Raw genomic sequence first — 19,154 nt, forward strand, 5'->3', positions numbered from 1 at the left:
GATGCGGGCCCGCGCTGGAAGGTCGGGGACGGGCTGAACAGGGGTGCGGGGGAACTGCGCGGTCAGCCTCCGGCGACCCGCACCCGCGAAGGCATCCGACCCCCTCGTACCCGTATCCGTACCGGCACGATGTCGGCAAAAGGGGTGGGGCGGCGGGCGTAGCGTGGGGGGATGACGAAGTACGGATCCTTCCCCGGTACGCGGCCGCGGCGGCTGCGTACGACGCCTGTGATGCGGCGCATGGTCGCCGAGACCCGGCTGCACCCCGCCGACTTCATCCTCCCCGCGTTCGTGCGGGAGGGCGTGAGCGAGCCGGTGCCGATCGGGGCGATGCCCGGTGTCGTGCAGCACACCCGGGACAGCCTGAAGAAGGCGGCCCTGGAGGCGGTGGAGGCCGGAGTCTCGGGGATCATGCTCTTCGGGGTGCCGGAGGACTCGAAGAAGGACGCCGTGGGGACGCCCGGCACCGATCCGGACGGGATCCTGCAGCTCGCCCTCCGTGACGTGCGCGCCGAGGTCGGGGACGAACTCCTCGTCATGTCCGACCTGTGTCTGGACGAGACCATCGACCACGGGCACTGCGGAGTCCTCGACGCGGAAGGGCGCGTGGACAACGACGCGACCCTGGAGCGCTACGCCGAGATGGCCCAGGTCCAGGCCGACGCCGGGGCCCATGTGGTGGGCCCCAGCGGGATGATGGACGGGCAGATCGGCGTCATCCGGGACGCCCTGGACCAGATCGGCCGCGAGGACGTCGCCATCCTCGCCTACACCGCCAAGTACTCCTCGGCCTTCTACGGGCCCTTCCGGGAGGCCGTCGGCTCCTCGCTCAAGGGCGACCGGAAGACGTACCAGCAGGATCCCGCGAACCTCCGGGAGTCCATGCGGGAGCTCGCCCTCGACCTGGAGGAGGGCGCCGACATGGTGATGGTGAAGCCGGCCGGACCCTACCTGGACGTTCTCGCGCGGGTCGCCGACGCGGTGGACGTGCCCGTGGCCGCGTACCAGATCTCCGGCGAGTACTCGATGATCGAGGCGGCGGCGGAGAAGGGCTGGATCGACCGGGACAAGGCGATCCTGGAGACACTGACCGGCATCAAGCGGGCCGGGGCGCGGAACATCCTCACCTACTGGGCGACCGAGGTCGCCCGGACGCTGCGCTAGGCCGCCCTTCGGCGCTCGGCCGCGGGAAGGCTCAGTAGGACAGCGCGTCGTCGAGGCTCTGCTGCCAGTACGTCACCGTGAGCTTGTCGTCGACGTACACACCCTTCGCGGGGAGGGCCGGGGTCGAGGTGGCGCCCTTGGCGAAGCCGACCACCAGGGTCTTCGCCGTGTAACCGTTGCCGCCGCTGCCGTCGCCGGCCGACAGGAGGACGCCCGCGTAGCCGGACTCGCCCGGGGCGAGGGTGACGACCGCCTGTGGGTGGGTCTGCTCGGCGACCGGGGGGACCGACTGGGCCTCGCCGAAGCGGGCGATCGGGTAGCCGGTCAGGTCGCAGTTCTTCGAGCCGGTGTTGGTGACGGTGAGGAGCAGGTGGTTGAGGGGTCGGGACACCTCGGTCGCGGTGGTCCTGGTGTTGGCGCCGTTGCAGGCGGTGTTCCGGGTGCCGCCTGTGCCGGTGCCGCCCGTGCCGGTGCCGCCCCCCGTGGCCTTGCCGCCGCCCGTCTTGCCGGCGGAACCGTTCGCGGATCCCTTCGTGGAGCCCTTCGTCGGGGTGGCCGCCGAGCCCCCCGTCGAGGCGCCGCTGTCGGCCGCGGGCTTCGCCGTCGTCGAACCGCCCGGCTGAGCCGAGGACTGTGACGCGGCGGACGGGCCCTCGTCCCGTACGCCCTTCCCGTTGTCGCACGCCGTGAGGGCGAGCGCGGCGAGCGCGACCGTCGAGGCGGCGAGCAGACGGGTACGGACGGTGCGTGCGGACATGGGTGATCCCCCTGTGGGTGTCGGACCGGGTCGGCCGCTCGACCGGTCGAGGCGAGCGGCGTGCTTGGATGACCACAGCTTGTGCGGTGATCCCTCCCGGCCGCCACGGTTGCCGGGGGATACGGGACGCCGGAACGTTGGTAAGGGGTCTGACCTGGGGGAATGTCATCCTCCTGGAACGCGGCCCGGGACGCGGGGGATGGGGGAACGGTGGCCGGGGACGAGTTCGCGGGACTGCTTCGGGAGTTGAAGGAGCGGTCCGGGCTCAGTTACGGGGCGCTCGCGAAGCGGCTGCACGTGAGTACGTCCACGCTGCACCGGTACGTCAACGGGGACGCCGTACCGACGGACTACGCGCCGGTGGAGCGGCTCGCGCGGGCGTGCCGGGCGACGCCGGCGGAGCTGGTGGATCTGCACCGGCGGTGGGTTCTCGCGGACGCGCTGCGGGGGCGGAAGAACGCGGTCGAGGGGTCCCTGCCGGGAGCGGCGGCCGACGCCGGCGGGGATGGCGGAAGGGGAGCGGCGGCCGACGCCGACGGGGACGCCGACGCCGGCGGGGATGGCGGAAGGGGCGCGGCTGGGGCTTCGGCCGAGGGCGCCGCGCCGGACGTCGTCGCGGGTGGCGGGCCGGGCTTCGCGCCGGAGACCGGTCGGGAGGCCGGGCCGGAGGCTGGTCCGGAGGCCGTCGCTCAGGCGCCGGTGCGGCGGAGTCGGCGGGCCGTGGCGCTCGCCGCCGCCGGTGCCGTCGTGCTGGCCGCCGTCGCCTCCACCGCGCTCGTCGTGCGCCTCGGGTCCGGCAGGAGCGACGACGACACCAAGGGGCATGCCGTGGCCCTCGGCGTACCGCCCGGCGCGCGCCCGCGTGCCGACCGCACCCCGGCCGGCGCGCGTCAGGGGTCGCCGTCGCCGTCCGCCTCGCGCGACGGCGGACCCACGGCGTCGTCCTCGTCCATCGGCGGGGCGGTGGACCAGGACGCCGCGACCGAGAAGGGCGCAGGCGAGGACGGCGCCACCGCGCCGACCGTCGTCGCCGACCCGTACAAGTGGGACGGCCCGTGCGGTCAGCACTACCTGGTGAACCGGAAGGCCGAGCAGGTGCCGCCGCCGCCCAACGAGGCGGACGCGCGGGGGTGGGTCGGCGCGCTCGGCGCGGTCGCCGGCGGGCAGCAGATGCTCGCGCTGACCGTGCAGGGCACCGGGCGGGCCACCGTCGTCCTGAGGGGTCTGCACGTGCGGGTGCTGGAGAAGAACGCGCCGCTCGCCTGGAACGACTACGCGATGGGCGTCGGCTGCGGCGGCGGTGTGGAGACCAAGTCGTTCGCCGTGGACCTCGACGCGGGGCGGCCCGTGACCGCGCCCGAGGCCGGACAGCGGGACTTCCCCTACAAGGTCAGTGAGTCCGACCCCGAGGTGTTCTACGTCTTCGCGGACGCCAGCGCGCACGACGTGAGCTGGTACCTGGAGCTGGACTGGTCCAGCGGGTCGAAGAGCGGCACGGTGCGGGTCGACGACCACGGGAAGCCGTTCCGGACGAGCGGGAGCCTGGGGCGTCCCGCGTACGACTATCCGCTGGGCGGAAGCGAGTGGCAGACGGCGGCTCCCGCCGGGTAGCAGCCGGTGCCGCCGACCCGGGCACGATCAAGTCGCCCCAGGAGTTAGGTTGTTGCTCGTTTGATAACGCGACTCTCCAGGGAGAGGCTTTATGCCCGGTGATGCTCTCAGCCAGGACCCCGCCGAGCTGAGAAGGAGGATCGACACCACCAAGGCGCACCCGGCTCGCGTCTACGACGTCTTCCTCGGGGGCAAGGACAACTACCCGGTCGACCGGAACGCGGCCGCCGCGGCGCTCGCGGCGAACCCGCGCGGATACCTCGACGTCCGGCACAACCGGGACTTCCTGCGGCGCGCGGTGACCACGCTGACCCGCCAGGACGGCATCCGCCAGTACCTGGACATAGGCACGGGACTGCCGACGCGGGAGAACGTGCACCAGATCGCCCAGCGGGTCGATCCCACGTCCCGGGTCGTGTACGTCGACAACGACCCGGTGGTCCTCGCCCACGCGCGGGCGCTGCTCACCAGTGGGCCGGAGGGGGTGACCGACTACGTCGACGCGGACCTCAAGCAGCCCGCGCAGATACTCCAGGAGGCCGCCAGGACCATCGACTTCGACCAGCCGGTCGCGCTCGTGCTGGTGGCGATCCTGCACTTCATCGAGGACGACGAGGCCTATCCGATCGTCCGTGATCTGGTGAAGGCGCTGCCGTCCGGGAGCCGGGTGGTGCTCAGCCATCTCACCGAGGACCTGAACGCCGAGAACGTCCGGGCGGTGCAGCGGACGTACACCGAGCGCGGGTTCACGTTCGTGCTGCGCTCCAAGGCCGAGGTCGAGCGGTTCTTCACGGAGAACGGGCTCGAACCGGACGAGCCGGGTGTCGTCCCCGTGCACCACTGGCGGCCCGACGGGGCGGCGCCCGCTCCCGAGGTGGCCGATCCGGGGTACCTCGCGAGCCTCGACGACATCGAGAAGGTCCGCTACCACGACATCAACGACGTCACGGACGCCGACATCAACGTCTACGGGGCGACCGCCGTCAAGCGCTGAACGCCCGCGGGGGCGGCGGACCGGGTCTCCCCGCACCGCCGCCCGCGGGACTCAGTCCCACCAGAAGGACCACACCCGCCGGCCGAGCACCTCGTGCTCCGCGTACGCGCGCAGCGTCTCGTGGTGGCCCTGGGTGATGTTGTCCGGGCAGAACGCGAAGTGCTCGGCCGCCACCGCCTCGGCCTCGTCCCGGGTCGTGGGCGGCGCCGCCACCGACAGCACCAGCCGGTCGAAGGTGAGGGCCACGACCCGTATGCCGAAGCGGTCCTCCCAGGAGCGCAGCACCGCGCACAGGCGGGCGACGTCACCCTCGTGGTTCAGCGGGCCGGACCAGCCGATCGCCGCCGGGACGTCCGCGCTGCGGCGGGCCGGGACCAGAGCGAGGCGCGGCTCCTTCAGCCACGAGCCGCTGTCCGTGAGGGAGTCGGCGATCTCGGCGGCACGGGTGTCGGGGTCGGCCTCCTGTTCGGTGGCGGGCGCGAGACCGGGCCAGGCGGGGCCGAACGGCGCGACCTTCTCGTCGTACGCCGGCTGCTCGCCGAAGACCTCGACGACGGTCTGGTCGCCGGGGTGGTCCTCGTCCGCGCCGAGTTCCTCCGCCGCGTACTCGTCCCAGAACTCCGCGAGTACGTCCTCGGCGTCGTGGTCCCCGGGGTACGACACCTCGTCCGGTATCAACTCCCAGTCCTCCGGGGCGCCCTGAGCACCCCCCACGTCGATGACTAGGGGGAGCAGCCCGGACGTCCGCCGTGCGGGCTCCAGGGCCGCCCAGCCGCCGGGGACCGCCGGTCCGACGGCGTGCCACAGCAGCGGCTCGTGCGACGGGCCGCCGCTTTCCGCCGCTGTCTCGAGGGCGTGGGAGGTACCCCCGGCGTCGATCAGTCTCCCGGCCGGGAGTTCAAGCCCGAGCGTGTGCCCGCTCGGGTCGGCCGCCAGCTTTGGCAGCGGGTTGGGAAGTGTCGCCATGCCGGTGACTGTAGGGGCCGCCACTGACAACGCGTGCCGAGCCCCCCGTCCCTGCCTCGCGACAGCCTCAACGCCCGTGGGGGAGCAGTTCGAGGTCGGGACGACCTGCGCGACGGAGCGCTTCCGCGGACCGGACGCCGGCGGGCTCGACCTGGGCGGCAACGGCCGCGGCCGCAACGGCAGCACCGGTGAGTTCACCGTCAGCGAGCCGGCGTTGGACGGCGACGGCACCGTGAAGGCGTTCGCGGCGACCTTCGTCCAGCACCGCGCGGGCGGCACCCCCGCGCTGCGCGGCGCACGATCCACTGCTACGCCTGACAGCCGGACGGCCCCGGCGGGACGGTGATGTCACCGTCCCGCCGGGGCCGCGAGGCCCGCGCGTCCCGCCCGGCCGTCAGAGCCGCTCGGGCGTCCGGATGCCCAGCAGGGCCATGCCCTGGTGGAGGGTCCGGGCCGTCAGGTCGCAGAGGAACAGCCGGTTCTCCGCCACCTCCTGGGCCGGCGCCGGCTTGATCACCGGGCACTGGTCGTAGAACGTCGTGTAGAGCGACGCCAGTTGGTACAGGTACGCCGCCAGCTTGTGCGGCGCGTACTCCGCGGCGACCTCCTCCAGCGTCTCCGCGAACCGGTCCAGGTGCAGGCCCAGTTCCCGCTCCGCCGGGGCCAGTTCGAGCTCCGGGTGCGCCAGCGGCGTACGGTCACCGGCCTTGCCGAAGATCGACCGGATACGGGCGTACGCGTACTGGAGGTACACCGACGTGTCGCCGTTCAGCGAGACCATCTGGTCCAGGTCGAACTTGTAGTCCCGGACGGCGGAGGTGGAGAGGTCCGCGTACTTCACGGCGCCGATACCGACGTACCGGCCGTTCTCCACGATCTCCGGCTCGCTCAGGCCCACCTTCTCGGCCTTCTCGCGGACCACATTCGTCGCCCGCTCGATCGCCTCGTCCAGCAGGTCCACCAGCCGGATCGTCTCGCCCTCACGGGTCTTGAACGGCTTGCCGTCCTTGCCCAGCACCGTGCCGAAGGCGAGCTGGTGGGCCTTCACGTCGTCGTTCAGCCAGCCCGCCCTGCGCGCGGTCTCGAAGACCATCTTGAAGTGCAGGGACTGGCGGGCGTCCACGACGTACAGGAGCGTCGACGCCTTGAGCCGGAAGACACGGTCGCGGATCGCGGACAGGTCCGTCGCCGCGTAGCCGTAGCCGCCGTCCGACTTCCGCACGATCAGCGGCACCGGGTTGCCGTCGGGGCCCTTGATGTCGTCGAAGAAGACGCACAGGGCGCCCTCCGAGCGGACCGCGACGCCGGACTCCTCCAGGAGGCGGCAGGTCTCGTCCAGCATGTCGTTGTAACCGGACTCGCCGACCACGTCCGGGTCGCGGATCTCCATGTCCAGCTTCTCGAAGACCGAGTAGAAGTAGATCTTCGACTCGTCCACGAACTTCTGCCACATGGCCAGCGTCTCGGGCTCGCCCGCCTGGAGGTCCACCACCCGGCGCCGGGCCCGCGTCTTGAACTCCTCGTCGGAGTCGAAGAGCGTCCGCGCCGCCTTGTAGAGCCGGTTCAGGTTCGACATGGCCTCCTCGCCGGAGACCTCGCCACCCTCGTGGTCCAGCTCGTGCGGGTGCTCGATCAGGTACTGGATGAGCATGCCGAACTGGGTGCCCCAGTCGCCGATGTGGTGACGCCGTACGACGGATTCGCCCACGAACTCCAGGATCTGGACCACCGCGTCACCGATCACGGCGGAGCGGAGGTGACCCACGTGCATCTCCTTCGCCACGTTCGGCTGCGCGTAGTCGATCACCGTCGTGCCCGGGTGCTCCACGAGCGGCACGCCGAGGCGCTCGCCGTCCGCGTACCGTGCCGCCAGGTTCTCGGTGATCGCCCGGTCGGTGATCGTGATGTTCAGGAAGCCGGGTCCGGAGACCTCGATGTCCTTGATCATCTCACCGGACTCGACCCGCGCCACGACCTGCGTCGCCAGCTCCCGCGGGTTCGCCTTCGCCTTCTTCGCGAGCGCCAGGATCCCGTTGGCCTGGAAGTCGGCCCGGTCGCTTCGTCGCAGCAGCGGGTCCGCGGAACCGGCCTCCGGCAGGGCTGCCGTGAGGGCGTCCGCGAGGCGCTGGTGGACGGAAGCGGTGAGGGACTTGACCGAGGCCATGGGGTGGATGCCGTTCTCCTCGAGGAATTCAGATGGACCCGGCCAGTATCCCATGGGGGAGCAAGCGGAATTCGCTGCGACGGCCCGGCGCCGCCGGGTGGGAGGGGGCACTGAAAAGCCGTTTTCGTGGTTCCGGTCCCAGCTGGGAGAATGGTCGGGTCAGCCGTACTGGCGTATCAGAAAGAAGGACGTGCCGATCGTGGCCCAGAGCACCGAGACCACCGACTGGGTCTCCCGTTTCGCGGACGAGGTCATCGCCGAGTCGGAGCGTCGTGCCCCGGGCAAACCGGTCGTCGTCGCGTCCGGACTCTCCCCCTCCGGTCCCATCCACCTCGGCAACCTGCGCGAGGTCATGACCCCGCACCTGGTCGCCGACGAGATCCGCCGCCGCGGCCTCACCGTGCGCCACCTGATCTCCTGGGACGACTACGACCGCTACCGCAAGGTCCCGGCGGGCGTCCCCGGCATCGACGAGTCCTGGGCCGAGCACATCGGCAAGCCGCTGACCTCCGTCCCCGCCCCCAAGGGCTCGGAGCACCCGAACTGGGCCGAGCACTTCAAGGCCGCGATGACCGACGCGCTGGCCGAGCTCGGCGTCGAGTACGACCCGATCAGCCAGACCGAGCAGTACACCGCGGGCGCCTACCGCGAGCAGGTCCTGTTCGCGATGCGGCACCGCGGCGACATCGACGCCGTCCTGGAGCAGTACCGCACCAAGAAGGCCCCGGCCAAGAAGCAACAGGGCCAGAAGCCCGTCGACGAGGCCGAGCTCGAAGCCGCCGAGGGCTCCGGCGCCGCCGCCGAGGACGACGGCAGCTCCACCTCCGGGTACTTCCCGTACAAGCCCTACTGCGGCCGGTGCGAGAAGGACCTCACCACCGTCACGGCCTACGACGACGAGACGACCGAGCTGACGTACACCTGCTCGGCCTGCGGTTTCTCCGAGACCGTCCGGCTCAGCGAGTTCAACCGCGGCAAGCTGGTCTGGAAGGTCGACTGGCCGATGCGCTGGGCCCGCGAGGGTGTGGTCTTCGAGCCGAGCGGCGTCGACCACTCGTCACCGGGGTCCTCCTTCCAGGTCGGCGGCCAGATCGTCGGGATCTTCGGCGGCGAACAGCCGATCGGACCGATGTACGCCTTCGTCGGCATCAGCGGCATGGCCAAGATGTCCAGCAGCAAGGGCGGGGTCCCCACCCCGGCCGACGCGCTGAAGATCATGGAGCCGCAGCTGCTGCGCTGGCTGTACGCCCGCCGCCGCCCCAACCAGTCGTTCAAGATCGCCTTCGACCAGGAGATCCAGCGGCTCTACGACGAGTGGGACAAGCTCGCGGGCAAGGTCGCCGACGGCTCCGTGCTGCCCGCCGACGCCGCCGCCCACGCCCGCGCCGTCGGCACGGCCGCCGGGGAACTGCCCAGGACCCCCCGCCCGATGGCGTACCGCACCCTCGCCTCCGTCGCCGACATCACCGCCGGCGCCGAGGACCAGACCCTGCGCATCCTGAGCGAGCTCGACCCGGAGAACCCGCTCGGTTCGCTCGACGAGGTCAGGCCCCGGCTCGACAAGGCCGAGACCTGGATCAACACCCAGGTGCCGGCGGAGGAGCGCACCGTCGTGCGCGCCGAGCCCGACGCCGAACTGCTCGCGTCCCTCGACGACCAGGGCCGCGAGTCGCTGCGGCTGCTCCTGGACGGCCTGGACAAGAACTGGTCCCTGGACGGCCTGACCCATCTCGTCTACGGCGTCCCCAAGGTCCAGGCCGGCTTCCCGGCCGACGCCACCGCCAAGGAACTCCCGGCGGAGATCAAGGTCGCCCAGCGCACGTTCTTCGCGCTGCTCTACCACCTGCTCGTCGGCCGCGACACCGGCCCGCGCCTGCCCACGCTGCTCCTCGCGGTCGGCCAGGACCGGGTCCGCAAGCTGCTCGCGGCGTAGGGCCTTCGGCCGTACGAGGAAGGGGGCGCCCGGTGATCACCGGGCGCCCCCTTCTCGTCCACGCCGACGTGCCTACGCGATGTGGTCCTCCTGGAGTTCCGCCGTGTGGCGGTTGGTGAAGCGGTTGACCATGCGGTCGGCCTCGCGCTGCGGGAGCGTCGTGCCGTACGTCGCCTCCACGTCGCCCCTGAACTGGCCCGAGGTCGGATAGCTGCCGTCTATCGACTTCTTGAAGACCAGGTAGTAGTCCTCCTCGGTCGGCTCCGAGCCCCCGCCCGCACCCAGCTCACGGGTACGCCCCGGGCCGGACGGGATCGGGAAGGTACCGGTGTCCTCCGGAGAGGGCTCCGGGGCGGCCTGCTCCTCGAACCGCGGCTCCTCGAACCGCTGCTGCGGGAACGCCTGCTGCTCGAAGCGCTGCTGCTCGAAGCGCTGCTGCTCCTCGAAGCGCTGCTGCTCCTCGAACTGCTGCCGGGCCCGGAACTGCTGCTGCTCCTCGAACTGCTCGGCCTGCTGCTGCTCCTCGTACCACTGCCGGTACGCGACATCCGGGTCGTACGTCGGGTCGTAGCCGCCCTGATACGCGACGGACTGGGGGTCCCGCGCCTGAAGCCACTGACTCTGCGGCTCGGGGTAGTCCTCCGGCTGCCCGGGAGGCTCGTCCGCCACGGCGGCGGCGAGCTGTTCACGGACAGGTGCCGCGTTGCCCGTCACGGCGGACGCCGTCGGTTCCGGTCCGCGCGCCACCTCCAACTGCGGCGCGGGGGGCAGCAGCGCGGGCTCGATGCCGGCCGCGGCCAGGCCCGAGGGGGCCGTCTCGGCGAGCGGGACGCCGTAGCGCGCGAGGCGCAGCGGCATCAGGGACTCCACCGGGGCCTTGCGGCGCCAGGCGCGGCCGAAGCGGGAGCGCAGCCGGGCCTGGTAGACCAGCCGCTCCTGCTCCAGCTTGATGACCTGCTCGTAGGAGCGCAGTTCCCACAGCTTCATCCGGCGCCACAGGAGGAAGGTGGGGAGCGGGGAGAGCATCCAGCGGGTGAGGCGGACGCCCTCCATGTGCTTGTCGGCGGTGATGTCGGCGATCCGCCCGATCGCGTGCCGGGCCGCCTCGACGGAGACCACGAACAGGACCGGGATCACGGCGTGCATCCCGACGCCCAGCGGGTCCGGCCAGGCCGCGGCGCCGTTGAACGCGATCGTGGCGACCGTCAGCAGCCACGCCGTCTGGCGCAGCAGCGGGAAGGGGATCCTGATCCAGGTGAGGAGGAGGTCCAGTGCCAGCAGGACGCAGATGCCCGCGTCGATGCCGATCGGGAAGACGTACGCGAAGTTCCCGAAGCCCTTCTTGAGGGCAAGTTCGCGCACGGCCGCGTACGAACCCGCGAAGCCGATTCCCGCGATGACGAGCGCACCGGCGACGACCAGGCCTATGAGGATCCGGTGCATCCGGGTGAGCTGAATGGGCGCGGACACCCGTACTCCCCTCCCCTTGCGTGTTGTTCCTTGCGTGGTGTTGCGCGCAACAGGGTGGCACATGTGTACGGCGTACGGGTGGGCGGTAGCCAAGGAGCCCGGTCCCCGCAGGACCCGGGCTCCGTCAAATGCGCTGGAAAACCTACGAGTTGCGCCGCCCAAGCGGCCGAGATGTCAGCTCTTCGCGGCCGCGGACTTGGAAGGGGAAGCGCTCTTGGAGGCCGACTTCGAAGGACTCGGGGACTTCGACGGCTTCGCGGACCTCGAGGCGGAAGCGGACGGGGACGCCGACTTCGAGGGTGCGCCGGACCGGTCCGGCGCACCGCCGGACCTGCTGCCGTCCCGGTTCGCGGTGGCCACCGCGGCCACCACCTCCTTGGCCGCCTTCTCGGCGGCCTTCGTCAGGTCGTCCGCGGCGGGCGCCTTGTCGCCGGCCAGACCGGCGCCGTTGTAGTCGAGCGTGATGACGACGTTCTCGACACGCGTCACGACCGTCTGCTGCTTGAAGGTCCCTTCCTTCTTCTTCAGGTCGTAGTGCACCGCCGTCGACGCGTCGCCGGTCCCGGACACCGGCGCCGAGCCGGAGCCCTTCGCGCCGGTCACCGTCTGCGCGTCCTTGACCTGCTTCTCGTAGTAGGTCTGCGCGAGCTGGTTGCCATCGCCGCGGGCCGCGTCCGAGTCGAAGCGCAGCAGGGAGACGTTCAGCCAGCGGAACTGCGAGCCCTTGACGCCGTTGTTGTCGAGGCTGTTCCAGGAGCAGTTGCCGCGGGTCGCGGCGTCGTTCGACTGGCCTGCCTTGGCCGACTTCAGACCCTTCGGGACGAGCTCGTCCAGCGTCTTGTTCGAGAGCACCGAGCAGGGTTTCGGCAGCGTCGCGTACGCGGCCTCCTTGACGGCGTTCGCGGTGGCGTCCGGTGATCCCGCCGCACTCGTGCCGGTACTCGGCTTCGCGTCGCCGGAAGCGGAGCCGGAGCCGGAGCCCGAGTCCGAGCCGGAGTCCGAGGAACAGCCGGCGGCTACGAGCATCACCGGGACGGCGGCTGCGCTGACAAGGATGCGGGTGAGTCGCGGGGCTCGGCCTACTCGCTGTGCTGGTCGGTGCATGGTTCCTTCACTCGTGGCGCTCGTGGTGCGGCCGCACATGGAACGTGCGGCCGGTCGGGTCCGAGGGGCCACGGTACGCGGTGAGGCAGCCGGGTGTTTCCGGTTCCAGGGGTTCGCGGGGGAGCCCCGATCGCCCCCGCGGGCCCCCTAACCGTTGAACCGGTCGACCAGCTTCTGGGCCAGATTCCGTGCCTTGTCCTGCATTTCCTTGCTGTCCGGCGTGCCCGCGGAGGCGGTCGGCTGCTCGGCGTACTCGACCGTCACGATCACGTTGGACGTGCGGAACACCACAGTCACCGTGCGCTGCTGGGTGGTCGAGGAGGCCGAGTTGAGCTTGTCGTCGAGGAACGCCTCGTCGCCCACGGAGTCGAGCCGGCGGGGCTGGAGGTCGGCCGGGGTCCCGCTCGTACCGGCGGAGGGGGTCCCGCCGCCGGTCACGGGAGTGGACGCGGGGGAGGACGGGGTGGGGGCCCCGCTGCCGGAGCCGGTGGCGGTGGCGGTGGCGGACGCGCCGCCGGTGGCGGACGCGGTGGCCGAACCGGCGGGCGCGGGGAGGTCCGCGGCCGCCTCCTTGGCCGCGTAGATGTCCTGGGCGCGGGCGTCGTCGCTGATCGCGTTGTCGTACGAGACCACGCGCTCGAAGTCGACGAGGAGATGGTCGGTGGCGTCGGTCGACTCCACCTTCCAGCCGCAGCCGACGCGGCGGTCGGTGTCGTAGGTGAGGGTGGCCTCGCCCTCGTACGCGGTGTCGCGCCGCTCCTGGTCGGTGATCTGCTTGATGCCGGGCAGCAGCGAGTCGAGGCTGTCGTGGCTGACGGCGGCGCACGCCTCCGGCAGCGTGCGGTACTTGCCCGGCTGCGCGGCAGGGGTGGTCGCGCCGATGTCACCCGGCTTGGGGTCCGTCGTGGTGTCCCCGCCGCCCGAACCGCCGGTGCAGCCGGCCAGCAGGGCCGCGAGGAGCACGGCGGTCCCGGGGACGTACGCCTTCCGCTGCACGGTGAGGCTCCTCTCGACGGACCCCGGGGCCCGTGGCCCGGGAGGTCCTGTGGTGCTGTCCTGTGGTTATTCGGTTGCCGCGTGGGGGCGGCCCCTGCAGACAATGTGTATCGCACGCACTGCCGTGGACGCCGGTCCGTTGTCCCATACGTCGACCTTGGCGCCGCTTTTGCGTTCTATGACTTTTGTTGCTTTCCGGGGGAATGAGGATGTTATGTCGTACGTGGAGATGCCGGGCGCGCAGGTACCCATCCGTATGTGGGCCGACCCGGCGTCGGTCGAGGATGTCGCGCTGCGCCAGCTGCAGAACGTGGCGACACTGCCGTGGATCAAGGGGCTCGCCGTGATGCCCGACGTCCACTACGGCAAGGGAGCGACGGTCGGGTCGGTCATCGCCATGCGGGACGCGGTGTGTCCGGCGGCGGTGGGCGTCGACATCGGCTGCGGGATGTCCGCGGTCAGGACGTCGCTGACCGCGGGCGACCTGCCGGGGGATCTGTCCCGGCTCCGGTCGAAGGTCGAGCAGGCGATCCCGGTGGGGCGGGGGATGCATGACGAGCCCGTCGGGCCCGGCGACGTGTACGGACTGGCCACGGCGGGATGGGACGACCTGTGGGGGCGGTTCGACGGGATCGCGGATGCCGTGAAGTTCCGCCGGGAGCGGGCGACGAAGCAGATGGGAACGCTCGGAGCCGGCAACCACTTCATTGAGGTGTGTGTCGATACGTCCGATTCGGTATGGCTCATGCTCCATTCCGGATCCAGGAACATCGGCAAGGAACTGGCCGAGCACCACATCGGCGTCGCCCAGAAGCTCCCGCACAACCAGGGCCTGGTCGACCGTGACCTGGCGGTCTTCGTCGCGGACACCCCGCAGATGGCGGCCTACCGCAACGACCTGTTCTGGGCGCAGGAGTACGCGAAGTACAACCGCACGCTGATGATGGCGCTCCTGAAGGACGTGATCCGCAAGGAGTTCAGGAGGGCGAAGCCGACCTTCGAGCCGGAGGTCAGCTGCCATCACAACTACGTCGACATCGAGCGCTACGAAGGCATGGACCTGCTCGTCACGCGCAAGGGCGCCATCAGCGCCCGCGCCGGGGAGTTCGGCATCATCCCGGGGTCGATGGGGACGGGCTCGTACATCGTGAAGGGTCTCGGCAACGAGAAGTCCTTCAACTCGGCGTCGCACGGCGCGGGTCGGCGCATGAGCCGCAACGCGGCGAAGCGCCGCTTCTCGACGGGGGACCTGGAGGAGCAGACGCGGGGCGTCGAGTGCCGCAAGGACTCCGGCGTCGTCGACGAGATCCCGGGCGCGTACAAGCCGATCGAGCAGGTCATCGAGCAGCAGCGCGACCTCGTGGAGGTCGTGGCGAAGCTGAAGCAGGTCGTCTGTGTGAAGGGCTGAACCGTGAGCGGGGCCCGGACCGTCGCCGGTCCGGGCCCTCGTGCGCGGACGCACGGGACTACTTCGCGTGCATCACCGCGTAGATCATGACGAACGCCACGACGTGGATGCCGAAGAGGAAGTACGCGAGGTAGTACCAGACCATGCGTTCGTTCTTCTTCTCCTCGGCCAGCCGGCGTTGCTCCGGGGAGAGCGCGTCCGGCGTCTCGTCCGGCATCACAGTTCCCGGTGGACCTTCGTGTTGGACGCCTGGGCGCGGGGGCGCACCACGAGAAGGTCGATGTTGACGTGGCTGGGGCGGGTGACCGCCCAGGTGATGGTCTCCGCCACGTCGTCGGCGGTGAGCGGCTCGGCCACGCCCGCGTACACCTTCTCCGCCTTCTCCGTGTCGCCGCCGAAGCGGGTCAGCGCGAACTCGTCCGTCTTGACCATGCCGGGCGCGACCTCGATGACACGGACCGGGGTGCCGACGATCTCCAGCCGGAGGGTCTCGGCGAGGACGTGCTCGGCGTGCTTGGCCGCGACGTAGCCGGCGCCGCCCTCGTAGGTGCCGTGGCCCGCGGTGGAGGAGAGCACCACCACCGTGCCGTCGCCGCTGGCGGTGAGGGCGGGCAGCAGGGCCTGGGTGACGTTCAGCGTGCCGATGACGTTCGTCTCGTACATCTGCCGCCACTCGGCCGGGTCGCCGGTCGCCACCGGGTCGGCGCCCAGCGCGCCGCCCGCGTTGTTGACCAGGACGCCGATCGTCCGGAAGGCCGTGGCGAACTCGTCCACCGCCGCGCGGTCCGTGACGTCCAGCGGGTACGCGGCCGCCTCGTGCCCCGCCGCGTTGATCTCCTCGGCCAGCGCCTCGATGCGGTCCTTGCGGCGGGCGGTCAGGACGACGCGGTAGCCGGCCGCGGCGAGCTGCCGGGCCGTCGCCGCGCCGATGCCGCTGCTCGCGCCGGTGACGACGGCGATGCGGGAGGAGGCGGAGGGCGCGGCGGACGTCATGGGCTGCTCCAGAGGCGTACGGCGTACGGGCGCGCGCACGTCGGGGTGCGCGCACGGGCGTACGGCATGCGGTGGTCGGTCCTGGCCAGGATAGGCAGGCGGCCGTCGCTCGCGTCGCGTCCGTCCGCTTCCCGGGCGGGCCGTCTCAGCGGCCGCCGCGCGGCGCGTACATGATCACGGCCATCCCGGCGAGGCAGATCAGCGCGCCGGTGATGTCCCAGCGGTCCGGGCGGTAGCCGTCCGCGACCACGCCCCAGGCGAGCGAGCCGGCCACGAAGACCCCGCCGTACGCGGCGAGGATGCGGCCGAACTCGGCGTCCGGCTGGAGCGTGGCCACGAAGCCGTAGACGCCCAGGGCCATGACGCCGGCGCCGATCCAGAGCCAGCCGCGATGCTCGCGGACGCCTTGCCAGACCAGCCAGGCGCCGCCGATCTCGAAGAGCGCGGCGACGACGAAGAGGACCACGGAACGGACGATCACCATGCGGTCACCTTCGCACGGGCGTTCCGCGCGGCCCCCGTCACCTGTTGGAGGGCGCCTGTCGGCGGTCAGGGGTGGCATACATCGGGTGACCTGATGAGCGTTCTGGGTGTTCCGAACGAAGGAAGTGACGGCATGCGGATTCTCTCTGCGGTGGGTGCGATGGGTGCGGGGGCGGTCGTGGTGGTGGCCGGTGCGTGCCCGGTGCGTGCCCTCTCCCCGGAGGCCGACCTCGCCTACCACGGCTCCGTGGCCATGGCGGCCGGGCTCTTCGACCTGCGGCTGATCCCGCAGAACCACGGCCCGAGCGCGGTCGCCGAAGCGACGGTCCGGTTGCGCTGGTCGGTCCCGCTCGCGGACCGGCAGCGGCTGCCGGGCGGCTGCGCGCGCTCGGGCGGGCGCAGCGTGGTGTGCCGGACGGGGGAACTGGCGGCGGACGGGCTGGGGGGCCCGATCGAGCTGACGGTACGGCTGCGGGAGGCTCCGTCCGAGGTGACGCTGGAGATCGACACGGTGTGGGGCGGCGGCGCGGTGGACCGCAACCACGCCAACGACCGGCAGCGGGTGCTGGCGCTGGACACGGGTGACTCGTACGCCTTCTAGCGCCCCGGCCGGGGACGTTCGGCTGTCGACGGGTGGCGTCCGTCCGGTGCGTGCTCCGGGGGTCCCCCGACGGGAGGCCGGGGGGGGAGTACCGGCCGGACGTCCTCCTGTCGTGCGTACCCGGGCTTCCGGCCGGGGGGCCGGGGCGCGCTCGGCCGGGCGGAGGGCGGCCGAGCGGAGGGCGGAGCGCGGGGCGGGTGGTCCTCGTTCCCCGGGGAGTGAGGGGGCGGGGCGGAGCGGTGCCGCGCCCGGGGAACGGCAGCGCAGTGGCGCCGGGGCGAGAGGGGTCGGGAATAGGTCGGCGGGGGTCGTCGTTTGCGGGTATAGTTGAATCGTAAACAACCTGGAGGGCGAGCGACCATGCAGTTCGGGATATTCACCGTCGGCGACGTGACACCGGATCCGACCACCGGCCGGTCACCGAGCGAGCACGAGCGGATCAAGGCCATGGTCGCCATCGCGCAGAAGGCCGAGGAAGTCGGCCTGGACGTCTTCGCGACCGGTGAGCACCACAACCCGCCCTTCGTGCCCTCGTCGCCGACCACGATGCTCGGCTACGTGGCGGCGCGCACCGAGAACCTCATCCTGTCCACCTCCACCACCCTCATCACCACCAACGACCCGGTGAAGATCGCCGAGGACTTCGCGATGCTCCAGCATCTGGCGGAGGGCAGGGTCGACGTGATGATGGGCCGTGGCAACACCGGACCGGTCTACCCCTGGTTCGGGCAGGACATCCGCCAGGGCATCAACCTCGCCATCGAGAACTACGCGCTGCTGCACCGCCTGTGGCGCGAGGACGTGGTGACGTGGGAGGGCAAGTTCCGTACGCCCCTGCAGTCGTTCACGTCGACTCCCCGGCCGCTGGACGGCGTGCCCCCGTTCGTCTGGCACGGTTCGATCCGCTCCCCGGAGATCGCCGAGCAGGCCGCGTACTACGGCGACGGCTTCTTCCACAACAACATCTTCTGGCCGGCCGACCACACCCGGCGGATGGTCGAGCTCTACCGCGAGCGGTACGCGCACTACGGGCACGGCACCGCCGAGCAGGCCATCGTCGGCCTGGGCGGCCAGGTCTTCATGCGGCACAACTCGCAGGACGCCGTGCGGGAGTTCCGGCCCTACTTCGACAACGCGCCGGTGTACGGACACGGGCCGTCCCTGGAGGACTTCACCGACCAGACGCCGCTGACCGTGGGCTCGCCCCAGCAGGTCATCGAGAAGACGCTGACCTTCCGGGAGTACGCCGGCGACTACCAGCGCCAGCTGTTCCTGGTGGACCACGCCGGACTGCCGCTGAAGACCGTGCTGGAGCAGATCGACATGCTGGGCGAGGAGGTCGTTCCCGTCCTGCGCGAGGAGTTCGCCAAGAACCGTCCGGCCACGGTGCCGGAGGCCCCGACCCACCAGGCCCGCGTGGCCGCCGCACGGGAGGTGACCGTCGCATGAGGCTCGTCGTCGTCTCGGCGGGACTGAGCGTCCCGTCGTCCACCCGGCTGCTGGCCGACCGGCTGGCGGCGGCGACCGTCCGTGGGAGTGCCGCGCGTGTCGAGGTCGTCGAACTGCGCGACCTCGCCGTCGAGATCGCGCACCACTTCACCAACGGGTTCCCCGGGCGTGCCCTGGGCACCGCGCTCGACGCCGTGACGGCGGCGGACGGCCTGATCGTCGTCACGCCGGTGTTCTCGGCGTCGTACAGCGGCCTGTTCAAGTCCTTCTTCGACGTACTGGACAAGGACGCGCTCGCCGGGAAGCCGGTCCTGATCGCCGCGACCGGCGGCTCGTCCCGGCACTCCCTCGTGACCGAACACGCCCTGCGTCCGCTCTTCGCCTACCTGCGCGCCGTCGTCGTGCCGACCGCGGTGTACGCGGCGTCCGAGGACTGGGGCGCGGAGGGACTGGCCGAACGGATCGACCGGGCGGCCGGGGAGCTGGCGGCGCTGATGACGGGACTCGCGGCGGCGGGGGCCGGTACGGCGACGGCCGGGGTCGGCGCGGCGCCCGCTCCGAGGTCACCCGTTCCGACGGGGGCCGCCCTGACGGGGGTCGCGCCGACCGGGACCGTGCCGAGCGGGACCGGGACCGTACCGAGCGAGACCGTGCCCGTTCGTGCCGTACCCGCGCGGAGCGCGTCCGGTGGTGGTTTCGAGGTCGTCCCATTCGAGCAGCAGCTCGCGGCGCTGCGGCCGTAGGTGAGCGGGCCGGAAGGCCGGCCGGCGGGCGGCCCGTGGCGTGCGCAGGGGTGGGCCGCCACCGTCGTGCGCTTCCGGCCCACCCCCTCCGCATCGGCCCGACCCGGATCGGGGGGATCCTCGGGCCGGCCGGGCGGGTCTCGGGTGACACCGGGCGGGTATCGGCTGCTATCGGGTGATATTGGCTGATACCGAATGGGGATGTCACGTCACGGGGCGCTGTCCGTTCGCCCGGTGCCGCCGACGGCGTGGGCGCGGCGCGGCGGTGGCACGCTCTTGGAGCGCTGCACCCGGCACGCCTTCACCGGCACGCCTTCA

Annotated in this window: 18 protein-coding genes; 9 read left to right on the forward strand and 9 right to left on the reverse strand. The window is 71.5% G+C overall.

Annotation, left to right across the window (positions count from 1 at the left end):
- Positions 1 to 171 precede the first annotated feature (171 nt).
- Positions 172 to 1,164 carry a porphobilinogen synthase gene (hemB, locus tag ACFVTC_RS30505; protein ID WP_390131718.1) on the forward strand — a complete coding sequence of 331 codons (993 nt, stop codon included), beginning with the start codon at positions 172 to 174 and terminating at the stop codon, positions 1,162 to 1,164.
- Between the two features lie 31 nt (positions 1,165 to 1,195).
- Here hemB and ACFVTC_RS30510 read toward each other — a convergent pair whose 3' ends face one another.
- Positions 1,196 to 1,921, reverse strand: coding sequence for a DUF4232 domain-containing protein (locus tag ACFVTC_RS30510; RefSeq protein ID WP_390131720.1), 726 nt, complete (start codon positions 1,919 to 1,921; stop codon positions 1,196 to 1,198).
- A 162-nt stretch (positions 1,922 to 2,083) separates the two neighbouring features.
- Between ACFVTC_RS30510 and ACFVTC_RS30515 the strand changes: the two genes are divergently transcribed.
- The gene (locus ACFVTC_RS30515) at positions 2,084 to 3,532 is read left to right on the forward strand and encodes a helix-turn-helix domain-containing protein (RefSeq protein ID WP_390131721.1); all 1,449 of its coding nucleotides are present in this window, start codon (positions 2,084 to 2,086) and stop codon (positions 3,530 to 3,532) included.
- 91 nt (positions 3,533 to 3,623) lie between these two features.
- Complete coding sequence (locus tag ACFVTC_RS30520) at positions 3,624 to 4,526, forward strand: SAM-dependent methyltransferase (protein WP_390131722.1); 903 nt, start codon at positions 3,624 to 3,626, stop codon at positions 4,524 to 4,526.
- A gap of 51 nt (positions 4,527 to 4,577) precedes the next feature.
- Here ACFVTC_RS30520 and ACFVTC_RS30525 read toward each other — a convergent pair whose 3' ends face one another.
- On the reverse strand, positions 4,578 to 5,492 hold the full coding sequence (locus tag ACFVTC_RS30525; RefSeq protein WP_390131723.1) for a DUF4253 domain-containing protein: 915 nt from the start codon (positions 5,490 to 5,492) through the stop codon (positions 4,578 to 4,580).
- A gap of 76 nt (positions 5,493 to 5,568) precedes the next feature.
- Here ACFVTC_RS30525 and ACFVTC_RS30530 point away from each other — a divergent pair, with 76 nt between their 5' ends.
- Positions 5,569 to 5,838: a hypothetical protein gene (locus ACFVTC_RS30530; RefSeq protein ID WP_390131724.1), complete on the forward strand. Its 270-nt coding sequence runs from the start codon at positions 5,569 to 5,571 to the stop codon at positions 5,836 to 5,838.
- A 48-nt stretch (positions 5,839 to 5,886) separates the two neighbouring features.
- Here the strand turns inward: ACFVTC_RS30530 and argS are convergent, their stop codons facing one another.
- Positions 5,887 to 7,656: an arginine--tRNA ligase gene (gene argS / locus ACFVTC_RS30535; RefSeq protein ID WP_390131847.1), complete on the reverse strand. Its 1,770-nt coding sequence runs from the start codon at positions 7,654 to 7,656 to the stop codon at positions 5,887 to 5,889.
- A gap of 190 nt (positions 7,657 to 7,846) precedes the next feature.
- Here argS and lysS point away from each other — a divergent pair, with 190 nt between their 5' ends.
- The gene (gene lysS, locus ACFVTC_RS30540) at positions 7,847 to 9,589 is read left to right on the forward strand and encodes a lysine--tRNA ligase (protein ID WP_365771082.1); all 1,743 of its coding nucleotides are present in this window, start codon (positions 7,847 to 7,849) and stop codon (positions 9,587 to 9,589) included.
- Between the two features lie 72 nt (positions 9,590 to 9,661).
- Here the strand turns inward: lysS and ACFVTC_RS30545 are convergent, their stop codons facing one another.
- The 3 genes from ACFVTC_RS30545 to ACFVTC_RS30555 form a co-directional block, all read right to left on the reverse strand.
- Positions 9,662 to 11,032: a DUF2637 domain-containing protein gene (locus tag ACFVTC_RS30545; RefSeq protein ID WP_390131848.1), complete on the reverse strand. Its 1,371-nt coding sequence runs from the start codon at positions 11,030 to 11,032 to the stop codon at positions 9,662 to 9,664.
- A gap of 201 nt (positions 11,033 to 11,233) precedes the next feature.
- Positions 11,234 to 12,163 (reverse strand): DUF3558 domain-containing protein, encoded by a 930-nt coding sequence (locus ACFVTC_RS30550; RefSeq protein WP_390131725.1) that lies wholly within the window; start codon positions 12,161 to 12,163, stop codon positions 11,234 to 11,236.
- Between the two features lie 147 nt (positions 12,164 to 12,310).
- On the reverse strand, positions 12,311 to 13,159 hold the full coding sequence (locus ACFVTC_RS30555) for a DUF3558 domain-containing protein (protein WP_390131726.1): 849 nt from the start codon (positions 13,157 to 13,159) through the stop codon (positions 12,311 to 12,313).
- A gap of 214 nt (positions 13,160 to 13,373) precedes the next feature.
- Between ACFVTC_RS30555 and ACFVTC_RS30560 the strand changes: the two genes are divergently transcribed.
- Positions 13,374 to 14,567, forward strand: coding sequence for an RtcB family protein (locus ACFVTC_RS30560; RefSeq protein ID WP_390131727.1), 1,194 nt, complete (start codon positions 13,374 to 13,376; stop codon positions 14,565 to 14,567).
- Positions 14,568 to 14,625: 58 nt separating this feature from the next.
- Here ACFVTC_RS30560 and ACFVTC_RS30565 read toward each other — a convergent pair whose 3' ends face one another.
- From ACFVTC_RS30565 to ACFVTC_RS30575, 3 genes are all read right to left on the reverse strand, one after another.
- Positions 14,626 to 14,784: a hypothetical protein gene (locus ACFVTC_RS30565; protein ID WP_390131728.1), complete on the reverse strand. Its 159-nt coding sequence runs from the start codon at positions 14,782 to 14,784 to the stop codon at positions 14,626 to 14,628.
- Positions 14,784 to 15,560: an SDR family NAD(P)-dependent oxidoreductase gene (locus ACFVTC_RS30570; protein ID WP_390131729.1), complete on the reverse strand. Its 777-nt coding sequence runs from the start codon at positions 15,558 to 15,560 to the stop codon at positions 14,784 to 14,786. Before ACFVTC_RS30570 ends, ACFVTC_RS30565 begins: the two co-directional genes overlap by 1 nt.
- 145 nt (positions 15,561 to 15,705) lie before the next feature.
- Positions 15,706 to 16,044, reverse strand: coding sequence for a YnfA family protein (locus tag ACFVTC_RS30575; RefSeq protein WP_266700708.1), 339 nt, complete (start codon positions 16,042 to 16,044; stop codon positions 15,706 to 15,708).
- A 132-nt stretch (positions 16,045 to 16,176) separates the two neighbouring features.
- On the opposite strand from ACFVTC_RS30575, the gene ACFVTC_RS30580 reads away from it, so the two are divergent.
- The 3 genes from ACFVTC_RS30580 (at position 16,177) to ACFVTC_RS30590 (ending at position 18,836) form a co-directional block, all read left to right on the forward strand.
- Entirely contained in the window at positions 16,177 to 16,644 is a 468-nt protein-coding gene (locus ACFVTC_RS30580; protein WP_390131730.1) for a hypothetical protein, read from the forward strand.
- Between the two features lie 360 nt (positions 16,645 to 17,004).
- Positions 17,005 to 18,093, forward strand: a complete 1,089-nt coding sequence (locus ACFVTC_RS30585; RefSeq protein WP_390131731.1) for an LLM class flavin-dependent oxidoreductase — start codon at positions 17,005 to 17,007, stop codon at positions 18,091 to 18,093.
- On the forward strand, positions 18,090 to 18,836 hold the full coding sequence (locus ACFVTC_RS30590; protein ID WP_390131732.1) for an FMN reductase: 747 nt from the start codon (positions 18,090 to 18,092) through the stop codon (positions 18,834 to 18,836). The genes ACFVTC_RS30585 and ACFVTC_RS30590 overlap by 4 nt, the downstream gene beginning before the upstream one ends.
- Positions 18,837 to 19,154: the final 318 nt, after the last annotated feature.

The organism is Streptomyces sp. NPDC057950, assembly GCF_042887295.1.
GTDB lineage: Bacteria > Actinomycetota > Actinomycetes > Streptomycetales > Streptomycetaceae > Streptomyces > Streptomyces kaempferi.